This is a genomic window from Alloscardovia sp. HMSC034E08, assembly GCF_001813415.1.
GTDB classification, from domain to species: Bacteria; Actinomycetota; Actinomycetes; order Actinomycetales; family Bifidobacteriaceae; genus Alloscardovia; species Alloscardovia omnicolens.
Genome location: NZ_KV812468.1, coordinates 1,273,103 through 1,289,948, shown reverse-complemented (window position 1 = coordinate 1,289,948; position 16,846 = coordinate 1,273,103). Strand labels below are relative to the sequence as shown.

General features: G+C 45.2%; 15 protein-coding genes. 8 read left to right on the top strand and 7 right to left on the bottom strand.

What is annotated here, in order from left to right; all coding sequences use genetic code 11:
- Positions 1 to 47: 47 nt before the first annotated feature.
- The 7 genes from HMPREF2909_RS07120 to dnaA form a co-directional block, all read right to left on the bottom strand.
- Positions 48 to 533: a DUF3566 domain-containing protein gene (locus HMPREF2909_RS07120; protein ID WP_246815531.1), complete on the bottom strand. Its 486-nt coding sequence runs from the start codon at positions 531 to 533 to the stop codon at positions 48 to 50.
- A gap of 63 nt (positions 534 to 596) precedes the next feature.
- Complete coding sequence (gyrA, locus tag HMPREF2909_RS07115) at positions 597 to 3,200, bottom strand: DNA gyrase subunit A (protein ID WP_071415737.1); 2,604 nt, start codon at positions 3,198 to 3,200, stop codon at positions 597 to 599.
- A 45-nt stretch (positions 3,201 to 3,245) separates the two neighbouring features.
- Entirely contained in the window at positions 3,246 to 5,303 is a 2,058-nt protein-coding gene (gyrB, locus tag HMPREF2909_RS07110) for a DNA topoisomerase (ATP-hydrolyzing) subunit B (RefSeq protein ID WP_071415736.1), read from the bottom strand.
- A 173-nt stretch (positions 5,304 to 5,476) separates the two neighbouring features.
- A complete protein-coding gene (locus HMPREF2909_RS07105) occupies positions 5,477 to 5,950 on the bottom strand; it encodes a DciA family protein (RefSeq protein WP_071415735.1) in 474 nt (157 codons plus the stop codon).
- Positions 5,943 to 7,184: a DNA replication/repair protein RecF gene (recF, locus tag HMPREF2909_RS07100; protein ID WP_071415734.1), complete on the bottom strand. Its 1,242-nt coding sequence runs from the start codon at positions 7,182 to 7,184 to the stop codon at positions 5,943 to 5,945. The genes HMPREF2909_RS07105 and recF overlap by 8 nt, the downstream gene beginning before the upstream one ends.
- Before the next feature lie 10 nt (positions 7,185 to 7,194).
- The gene (gene dnaN / locus HMPREF2909_RS07095; RefSeq protein WP_071415733.1) at positions 7,195 to 8,319 is read right to left on the bottom strand and encodes a DNA polymerase III subunit beta; all 1,125 of its coding nucleotides are present in this window, start codon (positions 8,317 to 8,319) and stop codon (positions 7,195 to 7,197) included.
- 505 nt (positions 8,320 to 8,824) lie between these two features.
- Positions 8,825 to 10,405, bottom strand: a complete 1,581-nt coding sequence (dnaA, locus tag HMPREF2909_RS07090; RefSeq protein ID WP_071415732.1) for a chromosomal replication initiator protein DnaA — start codon at positions 10,403 to 10,405, stop codon at positions 8,825 to 8,827.
- Between the two features lie 566 nt (positions 10,406 to 10,971).
- Between dnaA and rpmH the strand changes: the two genes are divergently transcribed.
- From rpmH to HMPREF2909_RS07055, 8 genes are all read left to right on the top strand, one after another.
- A complete protein-coding gene (rpmH, locus tag HMPREF2909_RS07085; protein WP_021617360.1) occupies positions 10,972 to 11,106 on the top strand; it encodes a 50S ribosomal protein L34 in 135 nt (44 codons plus the stop codon).
- A gap of 36 nt (positions 11,107 to 11,142) precedes the next feature.
- Positions 11,143 to 11,538 (top strand): ribonuclease P protein component, encoded by a 396-nt coding sequence (gene rnpA / locus HMPREF2909_RS07080; RefSeq protein WP_071415731.1) that lies wholly within the window; start codon positions 11,143 to 11,145, stop codon positions 11,536 to 11,538.
- A 26-nt stretch (positions 11,539 to 11,564) separates the two neighbouring features.
- A complete protein-coding gene (yidD, locus tag HMPREF2909_RS08910) occupies positions 11,565 to 11,849 on the top strand; it encodes a membrane protein insertion efficiency factor YidD (protein WP_210387914.1) in 285 nt (94 codons plus the stop codon).
- Between the two features lies 1 nt (position 11,850).
- Positions 11,851 to 12,843: a membrane protein insertase YidC gene (yidC, locus tag HMPREF2909_RS07075; RefSeq protein ID WP_071415730.1), complete on the top strand. Its 993-nt coding sequence runs from the start codon at positions 11,851 to 11,853 to the stop codon at positions 12,841 to 12,843.
- A gap of 482 nt (positions 12,844 to 13,325) precedes the next feature.
- The gene (locus HMPREF2909_RS07070) at positions 13,326 to 13,883 is read left to right on the top strand and encodes a Jag family protein (RefSeq protein WP_021617364.1); all 558 of its coding nucleotides are present in this window, start codon (positions 13,326 to 13,328) and stop codon (positions 13,881 to 13,883) included.
- Complete coding sequence (rsmG, locus tag HMPREF2909_RS07065) at positions 13,876 to 14,589, top strand: 16S rRNA (guanine(527)-N(7))-methyltransferase RsmG (RefSeq protein ID WP_071415729.1); 714 nt, start codon at positions 13,876 to 13,878, stop codon at positions 14,587 to 14,589. The genes HMPREF2909_RS07070 and rsmG overlap by 8 nt, the downstream gene beginning before the upstream one ends.
- A gap of 12 nt (positions 14,590 to 14,601) precedes the next feature.
- Positions 14,602 to 15,594 (top strand): ParA family protein, encoded by a 993-nt coding sequence (locus tag HMPREF2909_RS07060; RefSeq protein WP_071415728.1) that lies wholly within the window; start codon positions 14,602 to 14,604, stop codon positions 15,592 to 15,594.
- A gap of 1 nt (position 15,595) precedes the next feature.
- Positions 15,596 to 16,837, top strand: coding sequence for a ParB/RepB/Spo0J family partition protein (locus HMPREF2909_RS07055; protein WP_071415727.1), 1,242 nt, complete (start codon positions 15,596 to 15,598; stop codon positions 16,835 to 16,837).
- Positions 16,838 to 16,846 lie beyond the last annotated feature (9 nt).

The window sequence follows — 16,846 nt, the reverse complement described above, 5'->3', positions numbered from 1 at the left end:
GGGGCAGAGAATTTAGATTCTCTGCCCCGCTCAAAAAAGTCGAAACTTTAGTCGTCGCCCAAAGTTACGTGAATACCACCCACCAAGGAGCTGACGATGTTGTAGAGGAAGGCGCTGATTGCAGCCAAAACCGTTCCTATCACAATTTCGAAAACGCTCACAATGGTAAAGATAGACAGTACACGACTCAAGCTAATAAAGGATGCAATATCGAAACCCTTCGAGTTTAAGCCTGCGCTCGACACAATTGAAGTAACCGAGTCGAAAAGACCTACAGCCTGCAGTACGTAGTACAAGAAGACCACAGCAATCATCTGGATTAATGCTGCAGCAATAAGCAACATAAACGATACCTTGGTAACCGACCATGGATCGATTTGGGTCAGACTCAACTTCATGCGACGAGCACGAGGAACAGCGTTCTTCTTCTGCGCATGAGAAGCTTCGTGGGTAGTAGGTGCGCTGGTGGCCACACGAGCTTCAGTTGTAGCTTCTTCAACAGGTGTTTCTACTGCTTCGGTTTCATCACTCATGTGATTCCCCTTTTCTTCCTTCATCAGCATGTATAACTGAGTTTAGCTTAACAAAAGCACTGTCTATTGCACAGTTTGTGCGGTTTCTGTTACTGCCTCTTCACGAGTTTGCTCGTCGTCCTCAGTTTCTTTCTCGGCATTGCGTGCAATAGATACGATTTCGTCGTTCTTATCTGGCTTTGCCAAGGTGACACCTTGCGTGGTTCGACCGGTGCGCTTAATCTCGCTCACATCGGAACGAATAACCTTACCGGACTTCATAATGGCCATAATCTGGTCATCTTCCTCCACAACAACAGCACCAACAAGCAGACCACGGCCTTCAACCAGGTTAATAGCCTTTACACCATAACCGTTACGGCCTTGGAGACGATATTCCGACAAAGCTGTACGCTTGGCGAAGCCTTCGCTGGTAACCACGAGCAGGTCGGAATCGCTTTGAGCTGGAACAACAGCCATGCTCAGCAAGAAGTCATCGCCCTTAAACTTCATAGCCTGAACACCAGCAGTCTGGCGGCCCATTGGACGCAATGTGTCGTCATCTGCTGCGAACTTTACGGACATGCCCGCGTGGGAGACAACAATAATGTCATCGTCGCTGTTGCACAGTGCTGCACCAATCAGCTCATCTGCTCCTGGCTCTTCTGCGCCGTCCATCTCCATCAAACGCACAGCAATCAAACCGCCCTGACGCGTCGAATCATACTCCGGCAGCTTGGTCTTCTTAATTTTTCCGCTCTTCGTAGCAAGCACAAGATAATCAGCAGCTTCATAATCTTTAATCGACAAAATCTGCTGAATCTTTTCTTGCGGTCCGAGCTGAAGCAGGTTAGCGACGTGCTGTCCCTTCGAGTCGCGCGAACCTTCCGGAAGCTCGTAACCCTTTAAGCGATATACGCGGCCTTCGTTAGTAAAGAAGAGCAGCCAGTTGTGCGTGGAAGTGGAGAAGAAGTGATCGACCACATCATCCTCGCGCAACTTAGCACCCTTAATGCCCTTGCCGCCGCGATGCTGAGAACGATACTCGTCTGCCTTCGTGCGCTTAATATAGCCCGAATGGGTAACGGTAACAACCACGTTCTCTTCAGCAATCAAATCTTCTACATTCATTTCGCCGGAGAACGGAAGAATCTTAGTGCGACGATCATCGCCGTACTTATCGATAATCTCGTCCATTTCTTCGCCCACAATCTTGCGGCGACGTTCTGGACTGGAAAGAATATCGTTGTAATCAGCGATGCGACGCATCAGCTCTTCGTGCTCATCCAAAATCTTCTGACGTTCCAGAGCTGCCAAGCGGCGCAACTGCATAGCCAAAATAGCATCTGCCTGAACCTGGTCTACGTCTAACAGATCCATCAAGCCGGTACGAGCCTGATCAACATCAGGGGAGCGGCGGATAAGAGCAATAACTTCCTCGATCATATCCAGAGCCTTCAAATAGCCCTGCAGGATGTGATCGCGGTCTTCTGCTTCGCACTTTAAATACTCTGTACGACGGTAGATAACGTCGAGCTGATGGTTAATCCAGTGGCGAATAAACGCGTCGAGGCTCAAAGTACGTGGCACGCCATCGACCAGAGCAAGCATGTTCGCGCCGAAAGTTTGCTGCAACTGCGTGTGTTTGTACAGGTTGTTGAGCACAACCTTTGGCACAGCGTCGCGCTTAAGAACAAGAACCAAACGCTGACCGGTGCGACCCGAGGTCTCATCGCGCATATCGGCAATGCCTTGAATCTTGCCGTCGCGCACACCCTCACGAATAGACGATGCCAAACGATCTGGGTTCACCTGGTATGGCAGCTCGGTAACAACCAAGCACAAACGACCCTTAATTTCTTCGGTGTTTACCACAGCGCGCATGGTAATAAGGCCGCGGCCGGTTCGGTAGGCCTGCTCAATGCCGTTATGACCCAAAATCGTTGCGCCAGTAGGGAAGTCTGGTCCCTTAATAATGGCAATAAGATTGTTGAGCAGCTCTTCCTTGGATGCATCTGGATGATCCAAAGCCCAGTGCACACCCTGAGCTACTTCGCGCATATTGTGTGGTGGAATATTGGTTGCCATACCCACAGCAATACCGGAAGAACCGTTGACCAACAGGTTAGGGAAGCGGCTTGGAAGAACTGTTGGTTCCTGAGTCTTACCATCGTAGTTTGGAATAAAATCAACAGTTTTCTTATCGATATCGCGCACGAGTTCCATCGCCAAAGGAGCCATACGACACTCGGTATAACGCATTGCTGCTGCAGGATCGTCGCCCGGAGAACCGAAGTTACCCTGACCATCGACGAGCAGGTAGCGCATCGACCAGCTTTGCGCCATACGCACCAAAGTATCGTAAATAGCGGAATCGCCGTGAGGATGGTACTTACCCATAACATCGCCAACTACACGCGAGCACTTGTTGTAGCCGCGGTCTGGACGGTAGCCGCCATCGTACATCGCGTACACTACGCGGCGGTGAACCGGCTTCATACCATCGCGCACGTCTGGAAGAGCGCGCTCTACAATAACGGACAATGCGTATGCCAAGTAGGATTCACGCATTTCCTTTTGCAGATCCATACGCTGCACACGATGACCTGCCATTAAGCCAAAATCTTCGCCATTGTCTGCATTCTCTGCGTTCTCAGAAGTATTATCTGGCGTTAATTCGTCTGCCATTTTTTACCCTTGTAAGTCTTTCTGTCTAACCGCTCTACACAAAAGTTACGCATCAATAAAACGAGCGTCGCGAGCATTGCGCTGAATAAAGAGTCGACGTGGTTCTACATCGTCACCCATAAGCATGGAGAAGGTTTCGTCAGCCTGAGCCGCATCTTCAATATGAATCTGCTTAAGAATACGATGATGCGGATCCATAGTTGTTTCCCACAACTCCTGGTATGACATCTCACCCAGACCCTTGTAACGCTGAATACCTTCGCCCTTAGGAAGCTGACGTCCCGCAGCCTTACCTTCAGCCAAAGCACGGTCACGCTCTTCGTCGGTGTACACGAAGTCATGATTACCCTTGGTCCACTTCAAACGGTACAGAGGAGGCATAGCCACATACACATAGCCGGCGTTAATCAGCGGACGCATATAGCGGAACATCAACGTAAGGTTGAGGGTTGCAATATGCGCACCGTCCACATCCGCATCGGCCATAATAATAATCTTGTGGTAACGCACCTTATCGATATCGAATTCTTCGCCGTAGCCGCCACCAATAGCGGTAATGAGCGATTCGATAGTGTCGGACTTCATCATACGGTCCAAGCTAGCGCGCTCAGTGTTCAAAATCTTACCACGCAAAGGCAAAATAGCCTGCGTAATCGGGTTACGACCCTGAATTGCGGAACCACCTGCAGAATCACCCTCTACAATAAACAGTTCGCACTCAGCAGGATTATTCGACTGGCAGTCCTTGAGCTTATCTGGCATACCTGCCGACTCAAAAATTGACTTACGACGGGTATTCTCGCGAGCCTTCTTCGCCGCGAAACGAGCGCGAGCCGCTTCCTGAGCTTTCTGTACGATGCGCTTAGACTCGTTCGGATGCTCTCCCAACCAATCACCAAGCTTTTCGGTAACCACGCGCTGAACGAAGGTCTTCGCTTCCGAATTACCGAGCTTGGTCTTGGTCTGACCCTCGAACTGCGGAACAGTCAGCTTCACAGAAATAACCGCTGTTAAACCTTCACGCACGTCGTCGCCGGTTAAGTTCTCGTCCTTGTCCTTCAGGAAGCCCTTTTCGCGCGCATAACGGTTGATTAAACCGGTAAGAGCCGCGCGGAAGCCCTCCTCGTGCGTACCACCTTCGGTTGTGGTAATCGTATTTGCGAAGGAATGAATGGATTCCGAGTAAGCGCGCGTCCACTGCAAAGCCAGTTCTGCAGAAATACCCATCTGCAGATCTTCTGCTTCGAAATCGATTACTTCGTCTTCAACAGGAGCAGTTTTCTTTGCCTTCACCAAGTATTCCACATAGTCTTTAATACCGTTTGGATACTTGTATGTTACGCTGCGATGCTGTGGCTTATCGTCAGCATTATTATCGACAATTTCGTCGCCTGCCTCGTCTACAGAACGTTCATCTGTTAAGGAAATCTGCAAACCCTTATTCAGGAATGCCATCTGCTGGAAACGCGCACGTAAGATTTCAAAATCATATTCAGTAACTTCAAAAATAGCTGGATCTGCCCAGAAAGTAACAGAAGTACCTGTTTCTTCGTCCTCGTTGAGAGCGCGCCCCTGAATAAGTGGGGTGACGGAATGCTGATTTTCGAAATTTTGCGTCCAGTAGTACCCCTGACGGCGCACTTCTACATCGATACGCGTAGACAGTGCATTAACCACAGAAATACCTACGCCGTGCAGGCCACCGGAGACCGCGTAGCCGCCGCCACCGAACTTACCACCCGCATGAAGCTTGGTAAGCACAACTTCCACACCGGACTTGCCTTCGCCAGGCACTTCTTCGACTGGAATACCACGACCATTATCGACAACGCGAATACCGTTATCTGGCAAAATGGTTACTTCAATATGAGAAGCAAAACCTGCTAATGCTTCGTCTACCGAGTTATCGACAATCTCATACACAAGATGATGCAGACCGCGAGGGCCAGTGGAACCAATGTACATACCTGGACGCACACGCACTGCTTCCAAGCCTTCCAGAACACGCAAATCGCTTGCATCATAATGTTCAGGGGACATTGTGTCATCAAGTTGAACGGAATTTTCTGTATCGTCCGCCACTGACGTTCCTTCCCAATTCATAAAAAAATAACCCCGTACTTTTTATTGATGTGCGAGGTTCTTTTTGCTCCTACCCACGTTAAAAACCACAAAAAAGGCTCTTCTACGTGTTTTTACTTATTATGAATAGGGTACCAAAACATAGCGACACTTCGTTTGTAAGGCGCTTTAACGGTTTTATAGATTTTTGACTGCTAATAGCGCGGATATCGTTTGCATTTATATGGCTCTGGCTGAGGACCGATAAAACGAATGTCGCTGATTTCTAGACCTTCAATCTGCTCATTGATTTTCGTAATCATCTGTTCTTTCATAAAGCCAAGTTGAGTAGCCCATGCTGGTGAATTCACAAAAACCGTCAGTTCGGAACCGTGCAAACGCCCCACACGCGAATTTTGAGCTATGGCTTCGCCCACAATTTGCGCCCAATCGTCATACAGATGAGCCACAGCCATATGATTTTTCCACTGCGGATTACTCGTTATGGCTGCTAATACTGTTCCAAAATTAACCCAGTCGCGTCCTTTTTGTCCGAAACTTTGTGCTGCCAACTGATTTGATTCATCAAAACTGCGTCTTTGAACAAATTGATACGCATAAGGTTCAAAAATATGTGCAGCTAAACTATGAGAAGAAATACGAAATTCTTCGCTCAGAGGTTTACGCATGGGCACGATCACCTTCTGATTGCTTCATAAAATCCTCTAAAGAGGGTACATTGCTCATACTCATACTATTTGCACGCAACTTCTCAACATCAATAAAATGAACAAAAGATGATTTCTCAAAAAATTCTTCCGGAACATCATTTTTTGCTGCTACAGTAATAAATACCTGAGGAAGATGCGATGCAAAAGCCATAATATGCGCACGCCGTTCATTATCGAGCTGAGCAAAAACATCATCCAAAACAAGCAGGGGAGAGCTAGCTGTTTTTTCAGTAAGCACCTCGCATAAAGCCATTTTGAGGGCTAAAGCCAAACTCCACATTTCACCATTCGACGCGTAATCCTTGGCATCCATACTGTTGAGCATAAAAGCTATATCGTCGCGGTGGGGTCCAATAAGATTACGGGCTTGAGCCACTTCACCTTCAAATAAACGCTGATAATGCGCAATTATTGCATCATACGCAGCTTTTTTATCGCTAAACTGGTTCAGCTCATCATACGAAGGAATATACTGCAGCTGAGCTGTATGCTGTTTGCCCGCTAGCTGAGCATAAATCTTGGTAAAAACAGGAGATAATATATCTACTGTTTTCTGGCGAGCTTGGGTAATATCTATACCGAGATTAACCAGTTGATCTGTCCAAATCTCTAAGCTCGTAAAAATATTCGTAAAATCTACGCCAGCTCCACCAGCGTTCATGGTGGCGCGCAGCTGAGCCACATTTTTCAGTAAAGCAGCACGCTGTTTAGCAATGTGATTATATTGCTGAACTTTCTCGTAATAGCCAGAAACAAGGAAAACAGCTGCAGCATCGAGAAAATGACGTCTTATACTTGGCTCTGCAGAAATAAGTTTTTGATCTTCTGGAGCAAAGGTAACGCTCGGTATATCTCCCACAATATCGCGTAAATACTGGGATTTTCCGCCATTAATACGCGCTCTGTGCCCTCCTCGAGAAGATAAAGTAAGAGCATATTGTGTTGATTCTTCGCTATTTTTAGAAAAAAGAACATTCGCACGGATATGAGCAGAGACTTGTCCAGCTTGAATCAGTGGTTTTGCTGTATGTGTGCGATGACTCATACCAGTGGAGAGAAATTCCACTGCCTCCACAATATTCGTTTTGCCTACGCCATTATTGCCATAAAAAATCGTAATCCCAGGAGCACAGTCAATAATGCAGTGCTCCCAGGAACGATAATGATCTAAAGCAAGTTTAGAAATATACATTAATCAAGAACTAATCAATAAAGCGCATTGGAACGAGCAAATAACGATAATCTAAAGATTCATCGCCATCAATATCTTGTTGTCCATTGAATTCTACTGCACGAGCAGCATTGACCATTTTCATGCGCACATACGGTTCATCAATAGCGTTTAATCCTTCTTTCAAATAGGCAGGATTAAAAGCAACTGTGATTTCTTCGCCATCGAGTTGAGCATCAATAACTTCGTGAGCCTGGGATTCATCTGCAGAACCTGCAGAAAGTTGCACTTCATTATTGCTAAATACCATGCGAATTGGAGCATTCTTTTCTGCTACTAAAGCAACACGAGTAATTGCACTAATTAACTCGCTGCGATTAATAACGGCATGAATAGGATATTCATCCACAAACAGACCATCAACAGCAGGGAACTCACCATCAATAAGCTGAGCAGTGGACTGGCGTCCTGCATTAGAGAAGCTCAATAATGTTGATTTCTCTGAATCGTAACCCATAACCACATTGCTGGAAGTATCAATGCTACGCGAAATATCTTTGATAACCGCGCCATCAATCAAAATAGTGCCCTCAAAATCAGGGTTTGATGGGGTCCAGTTGAAGCTTGCACGAGCCAAACGGAAACGATCGGTAGAGGTGAGCACAACTTTTTCGCCATCAATAGTCATGCGAATGCCCTTAAGAACCACACGATTTTCCTCGTGAGCAACAGCAACTGCTGTTTTTGCAACTGCATGAGAGAAAGTATCTGCATCCACCTGACCTAAATCTTGAGGAACTTCTGGCAAAGCAGGGTAGTCTTCATATGGCATTAACTGCAAAGAGAACTTAGATTTTCCACCAGAAATAGACAAACGAGAGTTTGTAGTCCCCAAGGAAATAGTGCCTTGAGGCAAAGCCTTAGCAATATCTGCTAACAGCTTACCTAGCACAACAACAGTTCCATCTTCGTCCACAGAAGCCTCTACATGATCGCGTGCAGACTTTTCATAGTCAAAAGTGGAGAAAGAGAGTTCTCCGTCATGCGCATCAAGCTTAATACCCGATAAAATAGGCACTGCAGGACGAGCAGGAAGTATGCGTGTAGCCCAAGCAACAGCATCAGCAAAAGCTGCAGAATCAACTTCAATTTTCATAATGTCTCCTACACTAAAAATCTAAAATCCTATTGTACAGATTTTTTTGCGACGAAGAGAGCTTGATTTTTTCTGCTGTAGATTATTATGACGATTAAGTATAAAGATATAGATAGTAGTAATAATAAGGGCTGTGGATACTGTGGATAACTGCTCGTAACTGCTATTTTCCACGCCTTGCAAGCATTCTTTTGTTGTGGATAACTTAAGAAAAGCATGTGGATAAGCAGGGTAGTTATGCACATCGTTCGGATAGCCAAAAAATTATCCACATTTTCATATCTCTTATAAACGGCTTACTCACGGCTTATCCACCCATCTTTGCGCATAATGTGGATAGTATTGTGGATAACTTTTGCATATATTTCTTTTCCATCGGCGTGGCGCGAAGCTTAAAATCCTTCTGCCAGACGGATTCTGCTGAAAACGTGAATAGTTGATGCGAAAAGCAGGCAGCTTCATCTAGCTTCAGACATAGTCTGCGCTGGGCACAATAAAGAACAATTTATTCAGCAAAAGTGCGATTTTGTTTGAGCTGATTAGTAAGTTTTGTTACAGCAGTATATGTTTCTTGCTGCTCTTGCATTTCTGAAGAAATCTTACGGCATGCGTGCATAACTGTAGAATGATCGCGACCGCCAAAAGTAGCGCCAATATCTACCAAAGACATAGATGTTAATTCGCGCGATAAATACATAGCCATCTGACGAGCAGCAGCTACATTCTTTGTGCGTGAAGAACCAACAATATCCTCAAAAGTGAGCTTATAGTATTGCGCCACAAAGCTAATAATATTTGTTGGAGTAATCTCCACAGTTGAATTCGTAAAGTCTTTTAATGTCTGCTCAGCTAAGTTCTTCGTAATAGTTTGATTACTCAAACTTGCCATAGCAGAAATACGGGTGAGCGCGCCCTCAAGCACACGCACATTTTCCGTGACCTTCTCAGCAATCAAGTTCAACACATCCATAGGAATATCAATATGTTGAGCCTTAGCTTTCATGCGCAAAATAGCCACGCGCAACTCGTGAGAAGGAGGATCAATACTTACAGGCAATCCTTGGCTAAATCGAGAAATCAAGCGGTCTGGCAAACCCTTCAAATTTTTTGGAGGAACATCGGATGCCAAAACAATTTGCTTGCCCTGTTCATACAACTCATTAAAAGTATTAAAGAAAGCCTCCACAGTGGTATCGCGACCAGCAATAAACTGCACATCATCGACGAGCAGAATATCTACACCACGATAGCGGCGGTTAAATTCCACCATTTCTGCGCGACGGCTGCTTGCATTATTACCTAAAGCAATAACCAATTCATTCGTAAATTCCTCAGAATTCGTGTAGCGCACCTTCAAATTTGGATTAATCAGCAAAGCCTGATTACCAATAGCATTAAGTAAATGAGTTTTACCTAAACCAGATCCTCCATAAATAAACAGAGGATTATATTCCATACCAGGACGCTCAGCCGTTGCAAAAGCAATACTTTTAGCAAACTGATTCGATTCTCCAGGAACGAAGTTATCGAAAATAGCATTTTTATTGAGATGGGTAACTGCATCGCGCGTATTTGCTGGGGTATCCATCATAGCGCTCGATACAATATCTGGCTGCACAGCAGCAGGGACAGGAGATTCATCTGTTACAGGCGTTGGAACAGAAGAATGTTGAGATACCTGTTCGTGATGCACAGGAGCTGTTCTCTCTGGTGCAGCTGAAGGAGTGACTGGTTTAGCGACTGGAGGAGCTGTGACTGTATTATTCACTGGAGAGGTGTGTGCCGCTTGTGAAGCAGGCGTTGCTTCATTTTGCTCTAAAATATGCGGATCGATTTGCACAACATAGGTCATAGGCTGACCAGTAACCTGCGAAAAAATACTGGTTAATTCTTTATGAAGCTTTTTCTCTACTACTGTGCGGGTAGATTCACTAGATACAGTGAGCACAATCATAGTGCCGAAAATATTTGTGGCATGAATATCGCTAAGACATGCCATCTCGCGTAGGGTTAATTCCATAGGTTGATCAAGCAAGAGTTGGTACGACTGATTCCAGACTTCAGCAGCATCCATCATATCTGCCATCTCGCCCCCTTCACAGTGACTACTGTTTCCTTCAAAGCTTTTATACCTACGGTTTTATTCACAGCATTGCGCTCTTGAGATATATAACGCGCAATGACGTGTTATATATGCGTGCGAGCGAATGTGTAAATTTTGCGCACATGAAACACAACTTTACATCCCCGCCATGCCTAATACCATGCCCCATCATTTATACACCGTGTTGATAAAGTTATCCACAGTCAAGCGTGTTGAAAATACACAAATGTGAATAACAAGGGTGTAATTTGTGAATAAGTTGATAAAGTTATTCACAAACTTATCCGCTTATTCACAAGGATATGTGTGGATAACTACACAGATGTCATTTAGAATGTGGATTGTTTAGGTGACTTTTCCACACTGTGGATAAGGTGTGGGTAACTTGTGGAACAACCGTGGATAACATTCCTATGCTCCTAATTGAGGGTGAATAAACACTATGAAGAGAGAGGATTTGCCTCAGTACAGGGTTTCGAGTAAGGTTGTAGAGATTGACTTAAAAGGAAAGCCGTGATGGACACGGCAAAAAATGGGAGCGTTAAATTATGAAGCGTACATTCCAGCCAAACAACCGTCGTCGTCACATGAAGCACGGTTTCCGTTTGCGCATGCGTACCCGTGCGGGTCGCGCTGTAATTAACCGTCGTCGTGCAAAGGGTCGTAAGTCCCTTTCTGCATAAGCGATAGCGCACATATATATATAAAAGCGCCTGACAGTGGAGCGGTTAAAAAGTCATCAAGACTTTACTGCTGTCTTAAAGAAACGTCATAAAGTTTCTCAGAAAGATATAGTCGTCCATTTTGTTGTTACTTCTGTACCTGATAGTAATAACCGAGTGGACGACTTAGTCAGTTCTACGGCAAAAAATCGTTTAGGACTAGCAGTAACAAAGTCTGTGGGAAATGCGGTTAAACGAAATGCGGTTAAGCGCCGTTTTCGCGTACTTGCGCGACGTTATGAGCATCTTCTTCCCAGTGGATACAGTTGCGACATTATTATGAGGGCAAAACCTGGCTGCTATTGTGTAGCTTTTGAAGAGCTCGATCGCCAAGTACATGCTGTGTTTACTAAAATTGCTCACAGAGTAACCGAACCAAAGGATGCAGCGTGAGCATAGCCAGCACAAGCTTACTGAAGATGATTCAGTGGTATCGCTCCATCATTTCTTCGCGTACCTTGCCGCGCTGTAAATACTATCCCACATGCTCTCTCTATGCCGTAACAGCTATTGAACGTTTTGGAGCAATACGTGGGGGAGCGCTAATGCTGTTACGGTTGCTACGATGCAGACCGTGGTCAGCAGGTGGAATTGATGATGTTCCACAGAAATTTTCACTTTTTTATAGATTTTCGTGGTCTTCAGCGCATGAAGAGCCGATCCTAGAACCGATATACCATCCTTACGAAGGGGACAAGAAGTAGAATGAATCTCGATCAAGGTTTTTTGGGTAGTATTTACAAACTGTTATACCCTCTGGAATGGTTAATGACCCAGGTTATGGTCTTCTTCCAAAAGTTCTTTGTTATGCTCGGCATGCAGGATGGCTCAGGCTTTGCTTGGGTTCTGTCTATCGTTTTCCTGACCATTACTGTGCGCGTTATTATTTTGCCGTTCTTCGTCAAGCAGATGGCTTCTATGGGACGCATGCAGGCAATTCAGCCTCAGCTGAAGAAGATTCAAAACAAATATAAGGGTAAGAACGATCCAGCATCGCGCGAAGCTATGAGCCGTGAAATGCAAAAGCTCTATAAAGATAATAATGCTAATCCAATGGGTTCATGCGTTCCTGGTTTAATTCAGGGTCCTGTCTTTATGGCTTTGTTCTATATCTTGACTGCAATCTCTCGTATTGCTGACGGTTCTCGTGATGCTTTGGGTGGCTTTACTCAAACCGTAGCTCAGCACATTATGGATACCGAGCTGTTTGGAACGAAGATTTCTCATAACTTTACGAACGCAACAGGTAGCGGAAAAATCGTTATCGGTTTATTCGTAGCATACATGTGTATTACTATGTTCCTCTCCCAGTACTACAGCTTGCGTCGTAATATGCCAAAGGAATCTTTTGGTACTTCTCAATACAATACACAGCGCATGATGGCATTTATTTTCCCTGTGATGTATATCTTCTCCGGTATCGCTTTCCCATTTGCAGTGCTGATTTACTGGGCAACAAACAATACATGGACCTTGATTCAGATGATTTTCCAGATTGAAAACTTCCCAACACCTGGATCTGCTGCTTATGAAACAAAGCGGAATCGTGATCGTCACCGTGAAGAAAAGCGTCGCGAACGTCTCGGACTTCCTACTGTGGAAGAAGAAGAGTTACAGAAGGTTAAGGAAGCTCAAGAAAAGCTCAAGAAAAACGGCGGAAGTCAGCGTTATCAGCCATCGCGTAAAAAGAAGAAGTAGCGAGTATTGCAGTAGAGAGTGGCGTAAATGCGGGGCAGGTGTTGAATGGGGCAGGTGCGCGGAATAGAGAGCGGTGTGAGCCCTGCCGAAGTGTGAGTGGTATCGAGGCGGTGCTGAAGCTCTGAAAGCTGAAAAACTGAAAAAGCTAAATAAACAGCGTCGAAAATAGAAGAATGAACAAGTTAATGTTTCACGTGAAACATTGATGTGAAGAACGAAGTGCTGGTGGTGTGCGAAGTGTTCTGGTTGTGCGCGTGTACGTGGGTGCGTAACAGTGTTTGCGTGAGAGCGTGGCGATATTTCAGCGCATACTTTTTCGTACGAGATAAAAATCTCCGAGCGTGTCGTTCACAGTAAAGCAGTAACCGTAGGCAGAGCCTAAAGCTCTGCCTATCATTCTTTTAGTAGCAGGGAAGAAGTATTTGTCTGAGTCATGTATAAATACTTAGCGGGCGCTAAACTGAAGTGTGGTAAGGAGTGTTATGGATCAGAATACAGAAGTGAACCTCGATCAGCTCAATGATGAAGCTGATATTGCGGCTGACTATCTCGAAGAGTTGTTGGATATTGCCGATTATGAAGGCGATATTGAATTAGGCATTCGTCAAGGTCGTCCAGTTGTGCAAATTGTTGCCGATGATGATACTGATATTCGTCATTTAATTGGACGTGACGGTCAGGTTGTTAATGCGTTGCAGCACTTAACTCGTTTGGTTGTTCAGCAGTCTACAGGCGAACGTTCCCGCATTATTGTGGATGTAGATGGATACCTGAAGCGTAAGCGTGACAAGCTTGTTGCTGCTGCTTTAGATGCTGTGCAAAATGTGTTGGAGACGGGCGAACCTGTGGATTTGCGTCCAATGAATTCTTATGAGCGCAAAATTGTGCATGATATTGTGCGTGATGAGGGTTTAAAGTCTCGTTCGCATGGTGTTGAACCAAAGCGTTTTGTAACGGTGTATCAAAAGCATGATGCTGAGGTCGAAACTCAGGATGATTTTGATGATGACACAGATGGTGTAGAAGAATACAATGACTGATATTCTCAGCTCTTCTCATCTTCCTCAGCAGGTTCTTGGAGATGCATACGAGAAGCTCGCTCTTTTCCATAAAAAATTAGATACAGAGGGCGAGCCTCGCGGTATTATTGGACCTCGTGATGTAGATATTATTTGGGAACGTCATATTTTGAACTGCGCTGCTCTTGTTCCATTTTTGAGGGCTGAGCTGGACGGTATGACTAGGCGGTCTTCGCAGTCTACACAATCTCCAATCGTTGGAGATATTGGCAGTGGTGGTGGTTTCCCTGGTATTATTTTGGCCGCCTGTATGAGCGATATATCTTTTTATCTTGTTGAACCGATGGAGCGTCGTGTGGAATGGCTTCGTGAGGTTGTTTCCGAACTTGATTTGCGTAATGTAACTGTTGTACGTGCTCGCGCTCAAGAAGTTGTTCCAAGAAAAGTCCTACCAGAATTACGTTCTCTTATGCCACGTGGTTTTAAGGGTTTCGATGTGGTAACCTGTAGAGCCGTAGCTCCAATGACAAAACTTACCGGCATGATGTTCCCATTACTCGCATCAGGCGGTAAACTAGTAACTCTCAAAGGAAAGAGCGTAGAAGCTGAGTTAAAAAAAGCGGTCAAGGAAATGAAGAAATATGGCGCTATTTCTCCTCAGATTTATGAAGCTCCTGTGGCTGAAGGTTTGGAATCTACACGCGTATTAGTGGTCAAGAAGAAATAATCGGAGGTAATAATGAGTAATGTTTCACGTGAAACATTCGAAGAGAACGACTCTCAGTTTGAACCTGCTTCCGATGTTATTCAACGAATTTTTAAGGATTCCTCTTCGTCTGAGGTTGGCTCATCCATTGCTAATGAACAGAAGCGCTTGGAACAGCTTGCCCTTCAGAAGTTCGATAAGCCACAATCTACTCGATTTATTGCAGTAGCAAATCAAAAGGGTGGGGTAGGTAAAACAACTTCCTCAGTGAATTTAGCTGCTGCTTTTGCTGAGGCTGGGCTTAATGTTTTGGTTTTGGATATGGATCCTCAAGGCAATGCGTCCACTGCTTTAGGTGCTGCTCATGAATCTGGAACATTGTCTCTCTATGATGTGATTGAAGGTCAAGCTCAGATTTCTGAGGTATTGCAGGTGTGTCCTGATTTTGACAATCTTCATGTTGTTCCTTCAACTATTGATTTATCCGGTGCTGAACTTGAGATTGCTCAGTTAAATAATCGCGTGTATTTATTGCGTGACCAACTGCATTCATTTATTGAGACTAGCAACGTTCATTATGATTACGTGATTATTGATTGCCCGCCTAGCCTTGGTTTGCTAGTGTTGAATTCCTTGTGTGCGGTTCATGAGGTAATTATTCCGATTCAGGCTGAATATTATGCGCTTGAAGGTTTGGGACAGTTATTGCGCACGATACAGTTAGTTCAGAAAAATATGAACCGTGAACTGCTTATCTCTGCAATTTTGATTACGATGTTTGATAAGCGTACCTTGCTCAGCCAGGAAGTGTATGCAGAAGTTGGCTCGCATTATTCGAACTTCTTACTGAAAACAACTATTCCTCGTGCTGTGCGTATTTCTGAAGCACCTAGTTTTGCGCAGTCAGTTATTGCTTATGATCCGCGTGGGGCTGGTGCTATTGCTTACCGCGAAGCTGCGTTAGAAATTAACCAGAAGAGTTCTAAAATTTTGTCCTCATTACAGCGTGTGAAGAAGGAGTTGTAAGATGCCAGCTGGACGTTCCCGACTTGGTAAAGGTCTCGGTGCTCTTTTTCCAACGATTGATGATGAAACCGAAAACGACAATGTTTCACGTGAAACATCTGCAACTTCTCAGACTCAAGAGTCTACTCACACAGGAGAAAAGGTGAAAAAATCCTCCTCAAAGAAACGCCGTGCTGTGATGCCGGGAATTGAGATGCCAGCAACGTCGGCGAGTGGTGGAGTTGGTTCTGGGGTTTCTGGAGGTGTGGTTGATGCTGGTTCTGGCTTGGGTGATGCTCAGGAGGAAATGCGCCCAAATATCCCAAGCCTCGAAGATTCTATTCCTCGCTATGAATCCACAGCAGCTCTCGATGCTTTGCTCTCCTCGACTGAGGGCGGCGCAGTCGTGTCTGGTTTGCGACGTGTGGATGGCGCGTATCTGACCGAAGTGCATTTGGATGATATTGTGGCTAATGAGCATCAGCCTCGTCAGATTTTTGATGAGGATGAGCTGATTGAATTGTCGCATTCTATTCAAGAAGTGGGCGTGCTCCAACCAATTGTTGTGCGCGAAGTCGACCCTGCCGCGCATGATGGCCATCATTTCGAGTTAATCATGGGCGAGCGTCGTACGCGCGCGAGTCGGTTGGCGAATATGGAGAAAATTCCAGCCATCGTGAAAACAACAGCAGATGACGATATGCTGCGCGATGCTTTGTTGGAAAATCTTCACCGCGTTGCTTTAAATCCGTTGGAAGAAGCTGCAGCGTATCAGCAGATGCTTAAAGAGTTTGGATTAACGCAGGAGAAATTGGCTCAGAGCATTTCTAAGTCACGTCCTCAAATAACTAATACTTTGCGCTTACTGCAGTTACCTGCTGCTGTTCAGAAGAAAGTAGCAGCAGGAGTGCTCTCTGCTGGTCATGCGCGAGCATTGCTGTCTTTGAAATCAGCAGAAGATATGGATAAGCTCGCTAACCGTATTATTGCAGAAGGATTATCTGTACGTACAACTGAAGAGCTTGTTACTATGATGACAACGGGTGAGAAAAATGAAACAAAGAAGCGTTCTGCCCGTTCGAATCCATGGGATAATCCTGAACTTGTTTCTCGCTTGGAAAACCGTTTTGACACGCGCGTGGCGATTAAGGGTTCTGCGAAACGTGGTCGTATTGAGATTACTTTTACTTCGCAAGAAGATTTAGACCGTATTATTGCTGTTTTATCTGAACAGAGTAATCAGTCTGGCGATGGTTGGATGTAAAACTATGGG